At 71.9% G+C, this 14,627-nt stretch carries 12 protein-coding genes; 7 read left to right on the top strand and 5 right to left on the bottom strand.

Going from position 1 to position 14,627, the window contains the following annotated elements; all coding sequences use genetic code 11:
• The first annotated feature begins 37 nt into the window (after window positions 1-37).
• Window positions 38-823 carry a hypothetical protein gene (locus tag ACFV2X_RS09510; RefSeq protein ID WP_385613613.1) on the top strand — a complete coding sequence of 262 codons (786 nt, stop codon included), beginning with the start codon at window positions 38-40 and terminating at the stop codon, window positions 821-823.
• Window positions 824-912: 89 nt separating this feature from the next.
• On the opposite strand, the gene ACFV2X_RS09505 is transcribed toward ACFV2X_RS09510, so the two are convergent.
• Window positions 913-2,133, bottom strand: coding sequence for a sensor histidine kinase (locus ACFV2X_RS09505; protein ID WP_385613610.1), 1,221 nt, complete (start codon window positions 2,131-2,133; stop codon window positions 913-915).
• Between the two features lie 178 nt (window positions 2,134-2,311).
• Here ACFV2X_RS09505 and ACFV2X_RS09500 point away from each other — a divergent pair, with 178 nt between their 5' ends.
• From ACFV2X_RS09500 to ACFV2X_RS09490, 3 genes are all read left to right on the top strand, one after another.
• Complete coding sequence (locus ACFV2X_RS09500) at window positions 2,312-2,827, top strand: YceI family protein (protein WP_385613609.1); 516 nt, start codon at window positions 2,312-2,314, stop codon at window positions 2,825-2,827.
• Between the two features lie 81 nt (window positions 2,828-2,908).
• Window positions 2,909-3,856: an ABC transporter ATP-binding protein gene (locus ACFV2X_RS09495; RefSeq protein WP_385613607.1), complete on the top strand. Its 948-nt coding sequence runs from the start codon at window positions 2,909-2,911 to the stop codon at window positions 3,854-3,856.
• Entirely contained in the window at window positions 3,853-4,659 is an 807-nt protein-coding gene (locus ACFV2X_RS09490) for an ABC transporter permease (protein ID WP_385613604.1), read from the top strand. The genes ACFV2X_RS09495 and ACFV2X_RS09490 overlap by 4 nt, the downstream gene beginning before the upstream one ends.
• A 25-nt stretch (window positions 4,660-4,684) precedes the next feature.
• Here the strand turns inward: ACFV2X_RS09490 and ACFV2X_RS09485 are convergent, their stop codons facing one another.
• Window positions 4,685-5,875: a M20 family metallopeptidase gene (locus ACFV2X_RS09485; RefSeq protein WP_385613602.1), complete on the bottom strand. Its 1,191-nt coding sequence runs from the start codon at window positions 5,873-5,875 to the stop codon at window positions 4,685-4,687.
• A gap of 51 nt (window positions 5,876-5,926) precedes the next feature.
• Window positions 5,927-7,480, bottom strand: a complete 1,554-nt coding sequence (locus tag ACFV2X_RS09480) for an AbgT family transporter (protein WP_385613599.1) — start codon at window positions 7,478-7,480, stop codon at window positions 5,927-5,929.
• Window positions 7,481-7,607: 127 nt separating this feature from the next.
• Here ACFV2X_RS09480 and ACFV2X_RS09475 point away from each other — a divergent pair, with 127 nt between their 5' ends.
• Window positions 7,608-8,633, top strand: coding sequence for an Lrp/AsnC family transcriptional regulator (locus tag ACFV2X_RS09475; protein WP_385613596.1), 1,026 nt, complete (start codon window positions 7,608-7,610; stop codon window positions 8,631-8,633).
• A 78-nt stretch (window positions 8,634-8,711) separates the two neighbouring features.
• Here ACFV2X_RS09475 and ACFV2X_RS09470 read toward each other — a convergent pair whose 3' ends face one another.
• Complete coding sequence (locus ACFV2X_RS09470; protein WP_385613594.1) at window positions 8,712-9,233, bottom strand: MarR family winged helix-turn-helix transcriptional regulator; 522 nt, start codon at window positions 9,231-9,233, stop codon at window positions 8,712-8,714.
• 289 nt (window positions 9,234-9,522) lie between these two features.
• On the opposite strand from ACFV2X_RS09470, the gene ACFV2X_RS09465 reads away from it, so the two are divergent.
• Entirely contained in the window at window positions 9,523-11,019 is a 1,497-nt protein-coding gene (locus tag ACFV2X_RS09465) for an MFS transporter (RefSeq protein ID WP_385613591.1), read from the top strand.
• 40 nt (window positions 11,020-11,059) lie between these two features.
• Here ACFV2X_RS09465 and ACFV2X_RS09460 read toward each other — a convergent pair whose 3' ends face one another.
• A complete protein-coding gene (locus ACFV2X_RS09460) occupies window positions 11,060-12,136 on the bottom strand; it encodes a hypothetical protein (protein WP_385613589.1) in 1,077 nt (358 codons plus the stop codon).
• Window positions 12,137-12,436: 300 nt separating this feature from the next.
• On the opposite strand from ACFV2X_RS09460, the gene ACFV2X_RS09455 reads away from it, so the two are divergent.
• Window positions 12,437-14,626, top strand: coding sequence for a HAMP domain-containing protein (locus tag ACFV2X_RS09455; RefSeq protein WP_385614009.1), 2,190 nt, complete (start codon window positions 12,437-12,439; stop codon window positions 14,624-14,626).
• Window position 14,627 lies beyond the last annotated feature (1 nt).

Genomic DNA, 14,627 nt, shown 5'->3' with positions numbered 1-14,627 from the left:
AATGAAGCGAACACGTCGGACAGGTGTGGAAGCGGACATGGGTGAGCGGCCGAGCGACGACGGAGTTCCAGGCCGCCGCGTGCATCCCAGTGGAGCCGCCTCCGAACCGCGGGACGTACGTGGCGACCCCGCGCTGGAGACAGCGCTGGCCTCCGTCATACGCGGAGACGATCTCGACCCCGAGGCCGAACAACGGGCGGTGGCCGCCTTCCGGGCCGCCCGCAGCGCGGGCGCGCACCGGGCGCGTACCCGACGCCGGGACGACTGGCGGCCGCCCGCGGAACGGCGTACCGGACGCCCTGTGAAGACGACGTTCGGCGTGGTGTTCGCCAGCCTCGCCCTGGGTGGTGTCGCGGTCGCGGCCATCGGTTCGGGGGGCTCGTCCGCAGGCGGCGCCCATCGGGAGGCGCCACACCCGTCGGCGGTCGCTCCGGACCGGTCGGCCGCCTCGTCGGCGTCGTCCGGCGGCGCCGGACCGACGAAGCGCCCTGCCGCCTCCCAGGACACCGAGGCCCACTGCCGCGCCTACGAACGAGTCGAGGACCGCGGCAAGGCTCTCGACGCCACGGCCTGGCAGCGACTCGTCGCGGTCGCGGGTGGGAAGGACAAGGTCGCCGCATACTGCTCCGAGCAGCTCGCGCGGGCGACAACCGAGCCGACCAGGCCGGACAATACGGGCAAACCCAGCGCGGGCGCCGCGGATCCCGGCAAGGGCACGGCAGGGAACACCGGCGCCTCCGGGAACGAGCACAGTGACGCGGGCAACCCGCCCGAAAAGAGCGGCCGGGCAAGCGGCGACAAGGGCAACGGGAAGCACGAGTAGGAGATCCACCGGCGGGAGCAGGATGTAACCGCCTCGTTTGTCGGGACTCGGCAGAGCCGCGTCGTCGACCACCACGACCCGGGCCACGCTCACCCCGCCGATTCCGCGGCCGGGGCGAACGATTCCGCGGTCGGCACGAACGCGGGCAGCGTCGCCTCGACGCTGAACCCGCCGTCGGAGCACGGTCCGGCGCGCAGCGTGCCGTGCACAAGCTCGATGCGCTGCCGCAGCTGCGCGATCCCCAGACCGGAGCCGGTACCGGCGAGGGCGCTGCGGGGGCTGCCGGTCGGGGGCGTGTTGTGGACCGTCAGCCGCACCTGTGCGTTGTCGTACGCCACGCGCACTCTCACCCGGGCGCCGGGAGCGTGCTTGCGTACGTTGGTCAGCGCCTCGCGCAGCACGCGGTAGGCGGTGCGCCCGACCACCGGTGAGGCCAGCGCCGGGTCGCCCTCCTCGATCAGCTCGGTCGGTATCCCCACCGCCACGGACTCGGCGACCAGACCGGCGAAGCCCGCCACCGACGGCGTCCGGTCGCCCTCCGGCGCGGTGCGCAGAATGCCGACCAGGTCCCGCAGCTCCTCCAGCGCCTGGCAGCCCGCGGTACGCAGTTCCTCCGCCGCCTGCCGGGTCGGCTCGTCCGGTGCCGTCACCCCGAGGGCGCCGGCCTGCAGCACCATCAGGCTCACTCGGTGGGTGACCACGTCGTGCATCTCACCGGCGAGCCGGGCGCGTTCCTCGGCGCGGGCCTGCTCGGCCAGCAGATGACGCTCCCGTTCGGCCCGCTCGGCGCGCTCGACCAGGGCCCGCACCAGCCTGCGGCGGGCGTCGAAGTACAGCGCCAGCAGCGGCCCGACCGCGGTACGCAGCAGCCCGATCGTCATATTCGTGGCGGACGGATCCCAGGGCCGCATGACGACGAGGGTGAAGGCGGCGAGCGCGAGGTACGCGGTCCGGCGGCGGTTCCGCTGGTAGAAGAGCGGACCGTAGGCGGCCACCGTGGTGGAGAGGGGCGCCCATACGTTCCCCGGGTGGGCCGGTGTCAGCACGCCCGCCGGTGAGATCAGCAGGCTCACCACGAGCGTGAACGCGCCGAGCACGCCGATGACGGCCAGCGGGGCGATACGGCGGACGGCGAGCGAGGCGCCGGCGAGCGCCTGCGCACCCAGCATGGCCCAGGCGAGCGTGCCGGGGTGTTCGGGCCACCAGGTGGCGCCGACCAGCGTCAGGCCGGTGTCGACGAGCACGAACGCGGCCGCGACGATCACGTCCACAGCGAGCCGGTGCCGGCAGTGCCACGGTCCGTCGGTCATGACGCTCACCGTAGGACATCCGGCTCGCGGCCCCGTTCCGGTCAGCGGCACCGGATACTTCCGCCTCGGCGGACCCTACGAAAGTCGTATGCCGGGCATCGCGGGCAAGCCCTTCGTCGGATGAGGAACCAACCGCTCGCCCTGCCGCGCGGTGCGCCCGCCGCCGTGGAATGGGGGCATGGATGCGACAGGCAACACTGCCACGACGACTCCCCGGCTCGGCCGCTACACGATCGACACAGCCAAATCGTCCATCTCGTTCAAGAGCAGACACCTTTTCGGCCTGCTGCCGGTGCGCGGCACCTTCGCGATCCGCGGCGGCACCGTCGAGGTGGCCGAGCCGATCTCCGGGTCGCGTGTGCACGCCGAGGTCGACGCGGCGAGTTTCCGTACGAACCATGCCCCGCGGGACGCCGCCGTACGGTCGGTGGCGTTCCTGGACACCGACCGACACCCGCTGATCACGTTCGCCGCCGACCACGTGGCCACCACCACGGTCTCCGGCACGCTCACCGCATGCGGACTCTCCCGGCCGGCGGACCTGTCGATCGTGCGCTCCGAGGTGCTGGCGGATGCCTTCACCGTCCGTGCCACCACGCGGGTCGACCGCACCGCGTTCGGTGTGACGGCGGCCCGTGGCATGGCCGGGCGCCATCTCGATCTGACGTTGGAGATCCGTTGCGTCCGCGTCTGACACCGGAGCATCTGTCGCCCGGGCACCCGACGCCCGAGCACCTGACACCGGCGGTTGCGCACTGGGCGACGGGAGACGGCCGTGGCTGACGCGGTCGTGGTGGAGGGCCTGCACAAGCGGTACGGCGCGGTGCGGGCGGTGCGCGGGGTGGGCTTCACCATCGAGCACGGGGAGATCTTCGCGCTGCTCGGCCGCAACGGGGCGGGCAAGACCACCACCATGGAGATCCTGGAGGGGTTTCGGCGCCGCGACTCCGGACGGGTCGACGTACTCGGTCTGGACCCGGGCGAGAAGGCCACCGAGCGCGCCCTGCGCGAGCGGATCGGGCTGGTGTTGCAGGACATCGCGGTCGAGCCCTATCTCACCGTCCGCGAGACGATCGCCCGCAACGCGGGCTACTACCCCGCGCCGCGCGACATCGACGAGGTGATCGGCCTGGTCGGCCTCGCCGGGCTGGAGAAGAAGAAGGTCCGGGCGCTCTCCGGCGGCCAGAAACGCCGCCTGGACCTCGCGCTGGGCCTGATCGGCGGCCCCACCCTGCTCTTCCTCGACGAGCCGACGACCGGATTCGATCCGAACGCGCGCCGCGGCGCCTGGCAGTTGGTGCGGGACCTGCGCGACGCGGGCACCACCATCCTGCTCACCACCCACTCCATGGAAGAGGCCGAGGAGCTGGCCGACCGGGTGGCGGTGATCGCCGACGGGCGGATCGTGGCCGAGGGCACCCCCGGCACCCTGGGCGGACGCGACACCGCACGGGCCCGGATCCGCTTCGCGCTGCCGCCCGGAACCACGGCCGCCGATCTGCCGGTTCCCGCCGCGCCCGGCGAGAACGGCGAGAACGGCGAGAACGGCCTGGTCACCGTCGAGTCCGCGGAGCCGACCCGGACGCTGCACCAACTCACGGACTGGGCGCTGCGCCGCGACACCGTGCTCGCCGGGCTGAGCGTCGGCCGGCCGAGCCTGGAGGACGTCTATCTGCGCCTGACCGACCACAACCACAGCACACCGGAGAGGAGCGCACCATGAGCATCGCCGCTCCCCGCGGCCAGGCCGGGCGCCTGTTGAGCCGTCGGCTCGGCCTGCTGTGGCATCAGATCCGCTACGAGCAGCTGACGTTCTGGCGCAATCCGCAGAGCGCGTTCTTCACGTTCGTCTTCCCGGTCGTGGTCATGGCGATCTTCGGCGGGCTGTTCGGCTCCATCGGGACGAGCGAGTTCTACTACGGGCGCTCCGCGCTCCAGTACTACGTGTCCACGATCGCCGCGGTGTCCGTGCTGGGCTCCTGCTACAGCCAGTTGGCGATCGTGCTCGCGACGCGACGGCAGAACGGAATGCTGAAGCGGGTCCGGGCCACCCCTCTGCCCGCCTCCGGGTACTTCGCGGGTCTGCTGGCGCACTGCGTCCTGGTGAGCGTCGTCGACGTCCTGCTCATCACGGCGGTCGGCAGGCTCTACGGCGTCCCGCTGCCCGCCGCCCCGCAGTGGCCCGCGCTCGCGGTGTCCCTGGTGCTCGGCGCGGCCGCCTTCTGCTCCCTGGGAGTCGCGGTGGCCTCGCTGGTCCGCAACGCGGAGGCGGCGCCGTCGGTCGTCCAGTTCGTGCTGTTCCCGCTCGTGTTCATCTCGGGCACGTATATGCCGGTCCACTCCGCGCCGCTGAACGGCATCGCCGGTGCGCTGCCGGTCAAGCCGTTCAACGACGCACTGCTCCGCGCCTTCACCACGGACCACACCGGCCTCCCCTGGCGGGACTACGGCGTCCTGCTGCTGTGGGGGGTGGCCGGTGCGGCGGTGGCCGTCCGGCGGTTCCGCTGGGATCCGGGTGCGGAGTGAATGCCCCTTGTGTTGTCGGGCGCGCTCAGCCCCGCCGCGGCCGCGCCAGCCGTCCCAGCAACCCCGCGACGAGTGCCGTCTGGGCGGGCACCGTGTCGGGGTAGATGAATTCGCCCTGGGCGTGGGCACCGTCTCCGACCGCGCCCATGCCGCACAGCACCGGCAGTCCGAGGGCGGCGACGAAGTTGGCGTCGCTGGCGCCGCCGACCGCGGTGTCGGACAGTTCGCGGCCCTGTTCGCGGGCGACCTCACGGGCGAGGTCGAGGAGCGGGGCGGAGGCGGCGTTGAGGGTCATCGGCGGCCGGTTCCAGTCCCGGACGATCTCGATGTTCACGCGGGGGTCGCTGACCTCGATGGCGTCGAACTCGGCGTCGACCCGGTCCTGTTCCTCCTGGGTGGTCACCCGGATGTCGATGCCCGCGGTGGCCCGGCCGGCGACGACATTGGTGGCGCTGCCGCCCTTGATGAGCCCGGTGTTGACCGTCGTACCCCTCTCGGGGGCGGCCACGGCCGCGGCGGCGAGGACGAACTCGGACAGCGCGATGATCGCGCTCGCCCCGTCCTGAGGCGCGAGCCCGGCGTGCGCCTCGACGCCGGTGGCGATGACCTGGAAGATCCCGGAGCCCTTACGGGCGGTCTTGACCGCGCCGTGCGCGGTGGGCTCCAGCACCAGCGTCACATCGGCCTTCCACGCGACCTCCTCGATCACCGGACGGGAGGAGAGGGAGCCGATCTCCTCGTCGCCGTTGAAGAGGAACGTGACGGTGGGGACGGGCACACCGCTCTCCCGGGCGAGCTTCAGGGCCCAGATGCCTTGGGCCAGCCCCGTCTTCATGTCGAAGATGCCGGGCCCGCTGAGCTTCTCCCGACCGTCCCCGTCCCCGTCGCCATCCGTCTCCGGCTGCTTCCATCCGGCGAGCGTGCCGGTCGGCCATACGGTGTCGTAGTGGCCGACGAGCGCGACGTGCCCGGGGCCGGTGCCGGTGTAGGTCAGGGTGAGGGTGTCTCCGCACTCGCCGCCGGGGTAGCGGTGTTCGTGGTCGGGCTGCCCGAGCCGGTGGACGGCCAGCTCGCGCAGGCGGTCCAGGCCCGCGGCGAGGCCGGGGAGGTCGTAGCTGCTGGTCTCGTGGTGGACGAGGGCCAGGATGTCGGTGACGATCTCCGCCGAAACATCCTGGGCGCGGGCGGTCAGAGCGGCGACGGGCGATGCGGTCATGATCAGCTTTCTGGTGCGAAGGGGTGGGGGGTGGCTTGGGGAGGGACGGGGTCAGCTGACGCCGAAGGGAAGGCCCAGCAGGTACCAGGCCACGAAGAACGCGACCCAGGCGACCCATACGACGGCGGCGATCGGGATGGTGAAGGAGGCCAGGGTGCCGATGCCGGCGGACTTGCGGTGCTGCTGGATGAAACCGAGGGCCATCGCGAAGTACGGGCTCATCGGGGTGACGCAGTTGGTGACCGAGTCGGCGACGCGGTAGACGGCCTGGGTCGTCTCGGGCTCGATCCCGACGAGCATCAGCATGGGTACGAGGACGGGGGCGGCCAGGGCCCACAGTGCGGAGCCGCTGGTGATGACGAGGTTCATGAAGGTGATCAGCACGGCGATGCCGACCAGCACGGTCCAGCCGCTCAGATCCAGGTCCTTCAGGGTCTCCGCGCCCTTGATGGCGAGGATGTTGCCGATGTTCGTCCACTTGAAATACGCGAGGAACTGGGAGATCGCGAAGAACAGGACGAGGATCGGGGCGTAGCTGCGGGTGCCCTCGACCAGGGCGTCGACGATGTCGCGGGCGGCGCGGAAAGTGCCGGTCATCCGGCCGTAGACCCAGCCGAGCAGGGAGAAGAACACGCACAGCACGAGCGACATGCCCGTGATCACCGGGGATTCGATGAGGGAGCCGCCGGGGCCGCGCAGCGGTGAGGACGCCGGGATCATGGCCACCGCCAGGAGTGCGACGAAGCCCAGCGCGACCAGCCCGGTCACCCGCAGCGCACGGCGCTGCTCCGGGGCGACCTCGACCGCCTTCAGCTCGTCGGCGCTCAGGGCGGTGACCGGCTCGTCGGAGTCCAGGTCCGAGCGCTTGGCGATGACCTTGTCGACGACGAGTGTGATCACCAGGGCGACCAGGACCGAGGAGGCGAGCCCGAAGAAGTAGTTCGCGACCGGGGTGACGGTGTACTGCGGGTCGATGGTGTGGGCGGCGGCGGTGGAGATCGACGACAGGAGGACATCGGTGGTGGTGAGGGACGGCGAGGCGTCGTAGCCGGCGGAGATGGAGACGTACGCGACGATGCAGCCGAGCACCGGGCTGCGGCCCGCCGCGCGGTAGATGAGCGCCCCGAGCGGGATGAGGGTGACGTACGCGGCGTCGCCCGCGACATGGGCGACCATCGCCGTCATCGACAGCGCGAAGGTCAGGTACTTGCCGGGCACCCGGGCGACCATGCGGCGCAGCAGGGTCGTGAACAGCCCGCTCGCCTCGGCGACGGCGATGCCGAAGCCCACGATGAGGATCGTGCCGAGCGGCGGGAAGGTCGCGAAGTTGTCGACGGCCCCCTCGACCATCGTCGTGACTCCTGCCTTGCTGAGCAGGCTCTGCACCTTGATGGTCTCGTGCGTCCCGGGGTGCGCGGCGCTGACGTCGGCCGCCGCCAGCACGGCGCTGAGGACGGCGACGACCCCCGCGAGGATCCAGAACAGCCAGAAGGGGTTGGGCAGTTTGTTGCCGACCTTCTCGATCGCCGCGAAACCGCGGAACGCGGCGCGCAGGACTCTCGAGGGGGGCTCGGTCGGCTGGGGTTCGGTCGCGGTGGCACTCATGGGTACCTCTTCGTGCGATTCGGGGACGTTCCCGCGAATCATGGCAGCGAGATGAGAGATTCTCTATCCCTCGGATGTAACGTTGGGATTAATCGGCACCCTGGGGTGCACCCTAAGGTGGGGAAACATGACTCGCCCTCTGCTCGACGAGCTCGACCGGCGCCTCGTCGGGGCACTGCACCTGGCGCCCCGGGCCACCTGGGACGACATCGGCGCGATCCTGTCCGCCGACGCCAGCACCCTCAAGCGCCGCTTCGACCGGCTGCACGAGGCCCGGATGGTCCGCGTGATCGGGCAGGCCGACTGGGGCATGCACTCCACGGCGATGCCGGTCCACGTACTCCTGGACATCACCGGCGAGACCCCGCTCGCCGTCCTCGACCGGCTCCGCGCACTCCCCCATCTGCAGCTCCTGGCGCAGATCTCCGGGGACTACCCGCTCTACGCGGTCGTCCACGCCCCTTCCGAGGCGGCCACCAGCGAGGCGATCGACCGGATGTTCTCGATCTCCGGCGTCCGCCGTGTGAACGCCCTGCCCGCGCTCAGCACCCTGCGCCGGGGCATCACCTGGGACCCGCAGTTCCTGACCGATACCGAACGGGCCGACCTGCTGAAGCTGACCGGCGCCCAACCGGAAGGCACGGCGACCGCGACACCCCCCGCCAAACTGCTCAGCGAGGCCGAACGCACCGTCGTCGCCCAGCTGATGCGGGACAGCCGGGCATCCTCCGCGAGCATCGCCCGGACCGCGGGCCTCGCCCCCTCCACCGCGCACCGTGTCGTGCGCCGGGTGCTCGACGAGCGCTGGGTCAAGCCGCGCCTGGAGGTCGTATCGGAATGGCTCGGCTTCCAGACTCCGTTCATACTGCGCCTGCGAGTCGCCCCCGGCGAGACCCCCGACGTCATGCACCGCATCGACCAACTCCCCCAGACCCGGCTCGCCGCCCACGTCGCCAGCGACATGTCCGTCCTGTGCACCGGCCTGGTCACCGACCGCTCGGCCCTGGCAGCCTTCATCGACAACGAACTGGCCAAGATCCCCGGCATCCTCACCGTCAGCGTCGACGTCATGCTGGCCGAGCCTCGGCGCTACTGGCTGGACCGGGACCGGACATCAGGACTCAGGGAGTTCCACGCACCGACACTGCTGTGAATCACCGGACTCACCGGGCTCTCCGGTCTCACCGGGCCCTCCGGACTCACCGGGCTCTCCGGGCGCCGCGCGGCAGGGTCAGGCCGAGGGCGGGATGTCGACGTCCGACTCGGCGTGCATGACGAAGTCGTCGGCCAGCCGGCGGAAGAGCCCGGCGAGCTGCCCCAGGTCCTCGGGCGACCAGTCCGCCAGCGCCACCGCCATGCCCCGGCGGCCGGCTTCCCGGATGCGCTCGACCGCGGCCAGGCCGGCGTCGGTGAGCTGGACGCGCTGGGCGCGTCGGTCGTCCGGATCCGGAATACGGATCACATAGCCGGCCCGCTCCAACTGCCCCAGCTGCCGGGTGACATGGGACGCCTCCACGGACAGCCGGACCGCCAGCACCCCCGGGCGCAGCGGCTCGCTCTCGGCGATGAACCGCAGGATCGCCACGGCGGCCCGGTCCAGGGACAGTCCGGCCAGGGCCATCAGCCGCTCATGCTGCCGGGCCCGGCCGGCCAGGTAGGTGATGCGCGTCAGGGCGCGCTCGATCGCGATCACGTCCGTCGAGACGGGTTCACCTGCGGATGACGGCGATGGCGGCGATGGCGGTGTGGACATGCGGCCACCGTAACAGCTAATTGCCTAAGTCAAGTAAAATCGGAAAGGTTGCTTGACTCAAGTAACTCCTTCATGCTTGCCTGAGTCAAGCAAGTAAGCCCGCGGCATCCCGGCAGGGCCGTGGGCACCCGGACCGGGGCCACCGAGAGCGGAGAGGGTCCCGATACGCGCCGAACCCGTGGGGACGGGGATCGGTGCGATCCCCGGGCCCGGCGGCCGGAACCCCCTGTCCGCCGCCGGGCCCGGCGACACCATCGCCCCCCTGACCCCTTCGAAAGAGAGCCCCGCCATGTCCGAAGCCCTTGCCCGACCCGCCGCCGGGGGTTCCGCCCCGCCGAGGCCGAACGCCGTGGTGGCGGTGCTGGCCCTCGCCGGGATCGTGGTCTCGCTGATGCAGACCCTGGTGATCCCGATCGTCCCCAAGCTGCCGACGTACCTCGACGCCTCGCCGTCGGACGCCGCCTGGGCGGTCACCGCCACGCTGCTCGCCGCCGCCGTCGCCACACCGGTCGTCGGCCGCCTCGGCGATATGTTCGGCAAGCGCCGCATGCTGCTGCTCAGCCTGGTGCTGCTGGTGTCCGGATCGGTCGTCTGCGCGCTGAGCGAGTCCCTGGTCCCGATGATCGTCGGGCGCACCCTCCAGGGCCTGGCGGCCGCCGTCGTACCGCTCGGCATCAGCATCATGCGCGACGAGCTGCCGCCCGAGCGGCTGGCCGGCTCCACCGCGCTGATGAGCGCTTCCCTCGGGGTCGGCGGCGCGCTCGGCCTGCCCACCGCCGCGTTCATCGCCGACCGCTACGACTGGCACGTGCTGTTCTGGGCCTCGGCCGCCCTCGCGGCGGCCGCCCTCGCGCTCGTCGGGACGGTCGTGCCCGAGTCGAAGGTGCGTACCGGCGGCCGGTTCGACCTGGTCGGCTCGCTCGGCCTGTCGGCCGGTCTGGTGTCCCTGCTGCTGGCCGTCTCCAAGGGCGCGGACTGGGGCTGGACCAGCGCCACCACCCTCGGCCTGTTCGCCGCCGTCGTCGTCGTGCTGCTCTCCTGGGGAGCGTACGAGCTGCGCGCCCGGCAGCCGCTGGTCGATCTGCGTACCACGGCCCGCCGCCAGGTGCTCTTCACCAACCTCGCCTCGGTCGCGCTCGGCTTCTCGATGTTCGCGATGTCCCTGGTTCTGCCGCAGCTGCTCCAGCTGCCCGAGCAGACCGGCTACGGCCTCGGCAGGTCCATGCTCACCGTCGGCCTGGTCCTGGCCCCGCAGGGCCTGGTGATGATGGCCATGTCCGCCGTGTCGGCGGGCATCACCAAGGCCAAGGGCCCGAAGGTGACGCTGATGATCGGCGCGCTGATCGTGGCCGCCGGCTACGGGCTGAACATCGTGCTGATGTCCGAGGTCTGGCACCTGATCCTGGTGTCCTGCGTCATCGGCGGCGGCGTCGGCTTCACGTACGGTGCGCTGCCCGCGCTGATCATGGGCGCCGTCCCGGCTTCCGAGACCGCGGCCGCCAACAGCCTCAACGCCCTGATGCGCTCCCTGGGCACCTCGTTCGCCAGCGCCGTCTCCGGCGTCATCCTGGCCCAGATGACCACCGACTTCCACGGCCACGCCCTGACCTCCGAGAACGGATTCAAGGTGGTCATGGCCATCGGCGCCGGGGCCGCCCTCCTCGCCTTCGCTCTCGCCACCTTCCTGCCGCGCCGGAAGGCAGCCGACGCACAGGGGGCGCCCGCGGCGGCAGGGCCGGACGAGTCGGCTGACGCGTCAGCGGAGGCATTGGGGACGGCGTCGTAACGCCCGTCCGCACAGCGCGGCCCCACCCCGGCACGGCCGGTCAGCCGGTCGCGCCCGGGTGGGGTGTCCGCTTCGCCCAGCGGGCGGTCACCACGTTCACCGCCGCGACGGCCCGGTCGGCCTCGCGGCGGTCGGTGCGGATCGCGTTGGCGAATTCGACATGGAGGAAGGTGCTGTCCTGGGCCGCCGCGGCGCGGCCCTGTTCATTGGTGCGGCCCTCCAGGGGGCAGGAGCGGACCCAGGCGCGGCAGACCTCGAAGTCCCGGGCGCGCAGGGCGTTCGCGAGGGTACGGCCGTCGGCGCGGCTTTCGCGGGTGGCGCGGCCGGTCGAGGCGATGACGTCGTAGTCGGGGGCCGAGTCGTCGGCGAAGCCGTGGATCTGGATGCCGGGGAGTCCGCGTTCGGCCAGTTCGGCACAGACCGCGGCGAAGACGGTGTAGCGCCGGTGCGCCACGTCGGCCGCGTCGCCGACGCCCGCGTCGCGGTGGGCACCCGCGAGCACGAGGACGCCGCCGGGGCTGCCGCGCAGGACGCCGACGCCCAGCTGCTCGGTACGGGCGTCCGCCACCGGGTGCGGAATCTGGACGGACCAGCGCGCGGGGGCCGAGAGGTCGATGTAGACGCGGCCCCAGCCGCGCGGCGTGGGGCCGGTCTCGGTGCGGTCGGCGATCTCGGCGTAGCGCCTGCCGGTGGCGCTGTCGGTGATCGTACGGAGGTCGAAGTCCAGGGCGTCGAGGCGGGCCGCGGCCTGGTCACGGTGGCCGTCCAGGAGCAGTCCTACGGCGCGGGCGACGGCCTGGCGGTCGGCGCGCCTGGGCTCCAGATAGCCGGTGTCCGCGCCGAACCGGGCCGTGTAGTCGGTGATCCGGCGCTCCAGGTCGATACCCGCTGTAGGGGTGGAGTTTCCGTCCTCGCCACCTTCGGCGCGTATGACGAGGACGGCCGTCAGCAGGGCGGCCACGGCGGTGAGCGCCGCGAGGCCGACGACGAGGGGGTTCTTCCGAGCGGCGGCGGAGGTCGTCCGAAGGACGGTCTTCCGAACGACGGAAGAGGTCTTCCGGGCAGCGCGGGTGGTCTTTCGGGGGCGGTCGGCTCTCATGCTGGAGTCGGCTCTCATGATGAAACGGACGATAGCGGTGCAACCGGTTCCGGCCGCCGTCCGCGGCGATCACGATCGAGCGATCTGACTCACATTTTCATCTCCTCATGCAACCCTTAGCCCCGCGCGACGATCCAAACCTCACGGGTCGCGCGTGTGCGCGCGGCCGCGCGCCCCGCAGCGCCCGCGCATTGACGCGCTCTGAGGGCAGTGCGGGCGCCCCAGGCATTTTCAGGTTTTCCCAGGTATTTCCAGAGAGGAGCCCCCGTGGCCGCTTCGGCGCCGAAGCGGCGGCGAAAGATCCGCCGACGGGCTGATATGTCGCTGATAGGCGGCATTCGTCCTCCTATAGCCGTACTCTCGGCTCTGCTCCTCTCCCTGGCGGGAATCACCGCCCTCACCTTCGGTAAAACCGAGAACGTCCTCGTGCCCAAGGCCGTGCTGACCTCCCAGCAGCACTTCGCCGAGGACGGGGCCGTCGCACTGCGCGCCTCGCTCGACGAGTCGGTCACCGACCTCAACCGCACCGCGATCCTCTTCAGCGAGGGCAAACCCGTCTCCGCCGACGCCGTCCTCGACAAAACGGGCAGCGTTTACCAGAAGTGGAGCGGCACCGCGGTCATCGAGATCAAGTCGGGCAAGCTGCTCGCCGCCCGCGGCGAGACCGTACCGCTCACCGTGATCGACCGCACCAAGCTCTCCGGCAAGGACGGCCTGAAGCCCCGGCTGGTCCGGCTGCAGAACGGCCAGACCCGGCTGATCGCCCTCGCCCTGCTCTCCTGGGAGGGCCGGCCCCAGCAGCTCCTGATCGCCTCCAGCAATCTGAAGGTGCCCGGGATGCGGCTGAGCGAGAGCCGGGGCATCGGCGTCGTGGACTCGACCGGCACGATCCTCAGCAGCGACGGGGCCCTCGACAGCGAGCGGGCCCAGCGCGAGCTGAAGGACTTCGCCACCATCTCCGCCAAGAAGTCCCGGCAGAACCCCATCAGCTCCAAGGAGCCGGGCTCCGGCGGCTACGCGGGCGTCAGCGGCAGCCTCACCGGCGACGCCTCGGGCGACCGGCGGACCGTCGCCGGCTACGCCTCGCTCGCCGCCGCCGAGCCGGGCGAGTCCACGGTGGCCAGCGGCCTCGGGCTGAGCATCGTCACCCAGGTCGGCATCACCGAGCGCGCCTCCCAACTGGCCCGGCCGGCCTTCGGCCTGGCCGCCGCGGGCGCGCTGCTGGTCATCGGCGCCCTGGCCATCGCGGTGCTGCTCGGCACCGTCCAGCGCCCCCTGATCCGGCTGTTCCTGGAGAGCCGCCGGCTCACCCGCGGCGATCTGGCCCGCCCGGTGACCGTGCCCCGGTTCGGCGAGGCCGCCCGTATCGGCCGCGCCCTGGAGCGGCTGCGGCAGCAGCTGCGCGGGGAGTCCCCCGACGGGGCCGACAGCTCCCCCCAGTCCACGGACGGCGCGCGCGGCGGCCGGCGCCTGGGCACCCGCGCCCTGGTCGCCGTCTCCGCCGTACTGCTGCTGACCTGGTCGGTCCCGCTGACCCTGCTGCTCAACCGCCCGAGCTCCTCCGTACACATCCCGGCCCAGGTGGTCAGCGACCAGAAGGCGCGCACCGAGACGATCAGCGACCGGGTGCGCCGGGCGCTCAACGAGGGCCACGCGGACCTGTCCGCCGTCGCCGCCCTGATCGGCAACCGCACCTCGGCCGAGGACATGGCGGACGTACTGGACCGCACCATCGAGGAGCACCCGCGCTACGAGTCCGTCTACGTCCTCAGCGGCGACGGCGAGGTGCTGGCCCGGGCCGGGGACGACCCGCACCACTCCTCCGGTGAGCGCCCCGCCGACCAGCCCCTGAAGGTGTCCGGGCACGGCGGCAAGAAGCCCCTCATCCGCGCCACCGCCCCCCTCCAGGGGAAGGCGGGCGCCGCTGTCGTGGGCGAGTTCGACATCGACTTCGTCAACGCGCTGCTGCGCCGCGACGGTCTCGGCCAGGTCCGGGTGGTCGACGCCGAGGGCCGGACCATCGCCGGGAACTCCGGCTACCTGGCCTTCGAGAAGATGCCCGGTCACCTCTCCCCGCTGGTCGACCGCAAGCAGGCACACGCCAAGGTCCAGCGCGGCGACGACGTACGGATCGCGGCCGCGGCCCCCATGACGGGCGGCGGCGTGGCGAAGGTCCTCGACTGGAGCGTCGTCAGCTGGCAGCCCGCGTCCCGGCTCGACATCCCCGCGTACACCCTGCAGAACCGCACCGTGCTGGTCGGGCTGCTCGGCCTCACCGCGGCGGCGGCCTGCCTGGGCTGGCTGCACATCGTGGTCGTCCGGCCGCTGCGCGCACTCGCCGACCAGGCCGAGGCGCTTGCGGGCGGCGACCGGCGTACCGTCCTCTTCCCGCGCCACCACGACGAGGTCGGCGCCGTCGTCCGCAGCCTGGAGCTCATCCGGCAGCAGTTGCAGGAGCAGCAGCGCGGCGGGCGCGACGGCAGCCGGTCCCTCGCCGGAAGGAACTGAA

Origin of the sequence: Streptomyces sp. NPDC059679 (genome assembly GCF_042734105.1) — a bacterium.
Classification (GTDB): domain Bacteria; phylum Actinomycetota; class Actinomycetes; order Streptomycetales; family Streptomycetaceae; genus Streptomyces.
Note: the sequence above shows the minus strand (reverse complement) of the source record. Positions and strands in the feature narration are given on the sequence as shown.

Bases quoted from the DNA above. Each gene is read 5' to 3' on its own strand.
- ACFV2X_RS09510 (WP_385613613.1), top strand. From the start codon at position 38: ATGGGTGAGCGGCCGAGCGACGACGGAGTTCCAGGCCGCCGCGTGCAT.
- ACFV2X_RS09505 (WP_385613610.1), bottom strand. From the start codon at position 2,133: ATGACCGACGGACCGTGGCACTGCCGGCACCGGCTCGCTGTGGACGTG.
- ACFV2X_RS09500 (WP_385613609.1), top strand. From the start codon at position 2,312: ATGGATGCGACAGGCAACACTGCCACGACGACTCCCCGGCTCGGCCGC.
- ACFV2X_RS09490 (WP_385613604.1), top strand. From the start codon at position 3,853: ATGAGCATCGCCGCTCCCCGCGGCCAGGCCGGGCGCCTGTTGAGCCGT.
- ACFV2X_RS09485 (WP_385613602.1), bottom strand. From the start codon at position 5,875: ATGACCGCATCGCCCGTCGCCGCTCTGACCGCCCGCGCCCAGGATGTT.
- ACFV2X_RS09480 (WP_385613599.1), bottom strand. From the start codon at position 7,480: ATGAGTGCCACCGCGACCGAACCCCAGCCGACCGAGCCCCCCTCGAGA.
- ACFV2X_RS09475 (WP_385613596.1), top strand. From the start codon at position 7,608: ATGACTCGCCCTCTGCTCGACGAGCTCGACCGGCGCCTCGTCGGGGCA.
- ACFV2X_RS09470 (WP_385613594.1), bottom strand. From the start codon at position 9,233: ATGTCCACACCGCCATCGCCGCCATCGCCGTCATCCGCAGGTGAACCC.
- ACFV2X_RS09465 (WP_385613591.1), top strand. From the start codon at position 9,523: ATGTCCGAAGCCCTTGCCCGACCCGCCGCCGGGGGTTCCGCCCCGCCG.
- ACFV2X_RS09460 (WP_385613589.1), bottom strand. From the start codon at position 12,136: ATGAGAGCCGACTCCAGCATGAGAGCCGACCGCCCCCGAAAGACCACC.
- ACFV2X_RS09455 (WP_385614009.1), top strand. From the start codon at position 12,437: ATGTCGCTGATAGGCGGCATTCGTCCTCCTATAGCCGTACTCTCGGCT.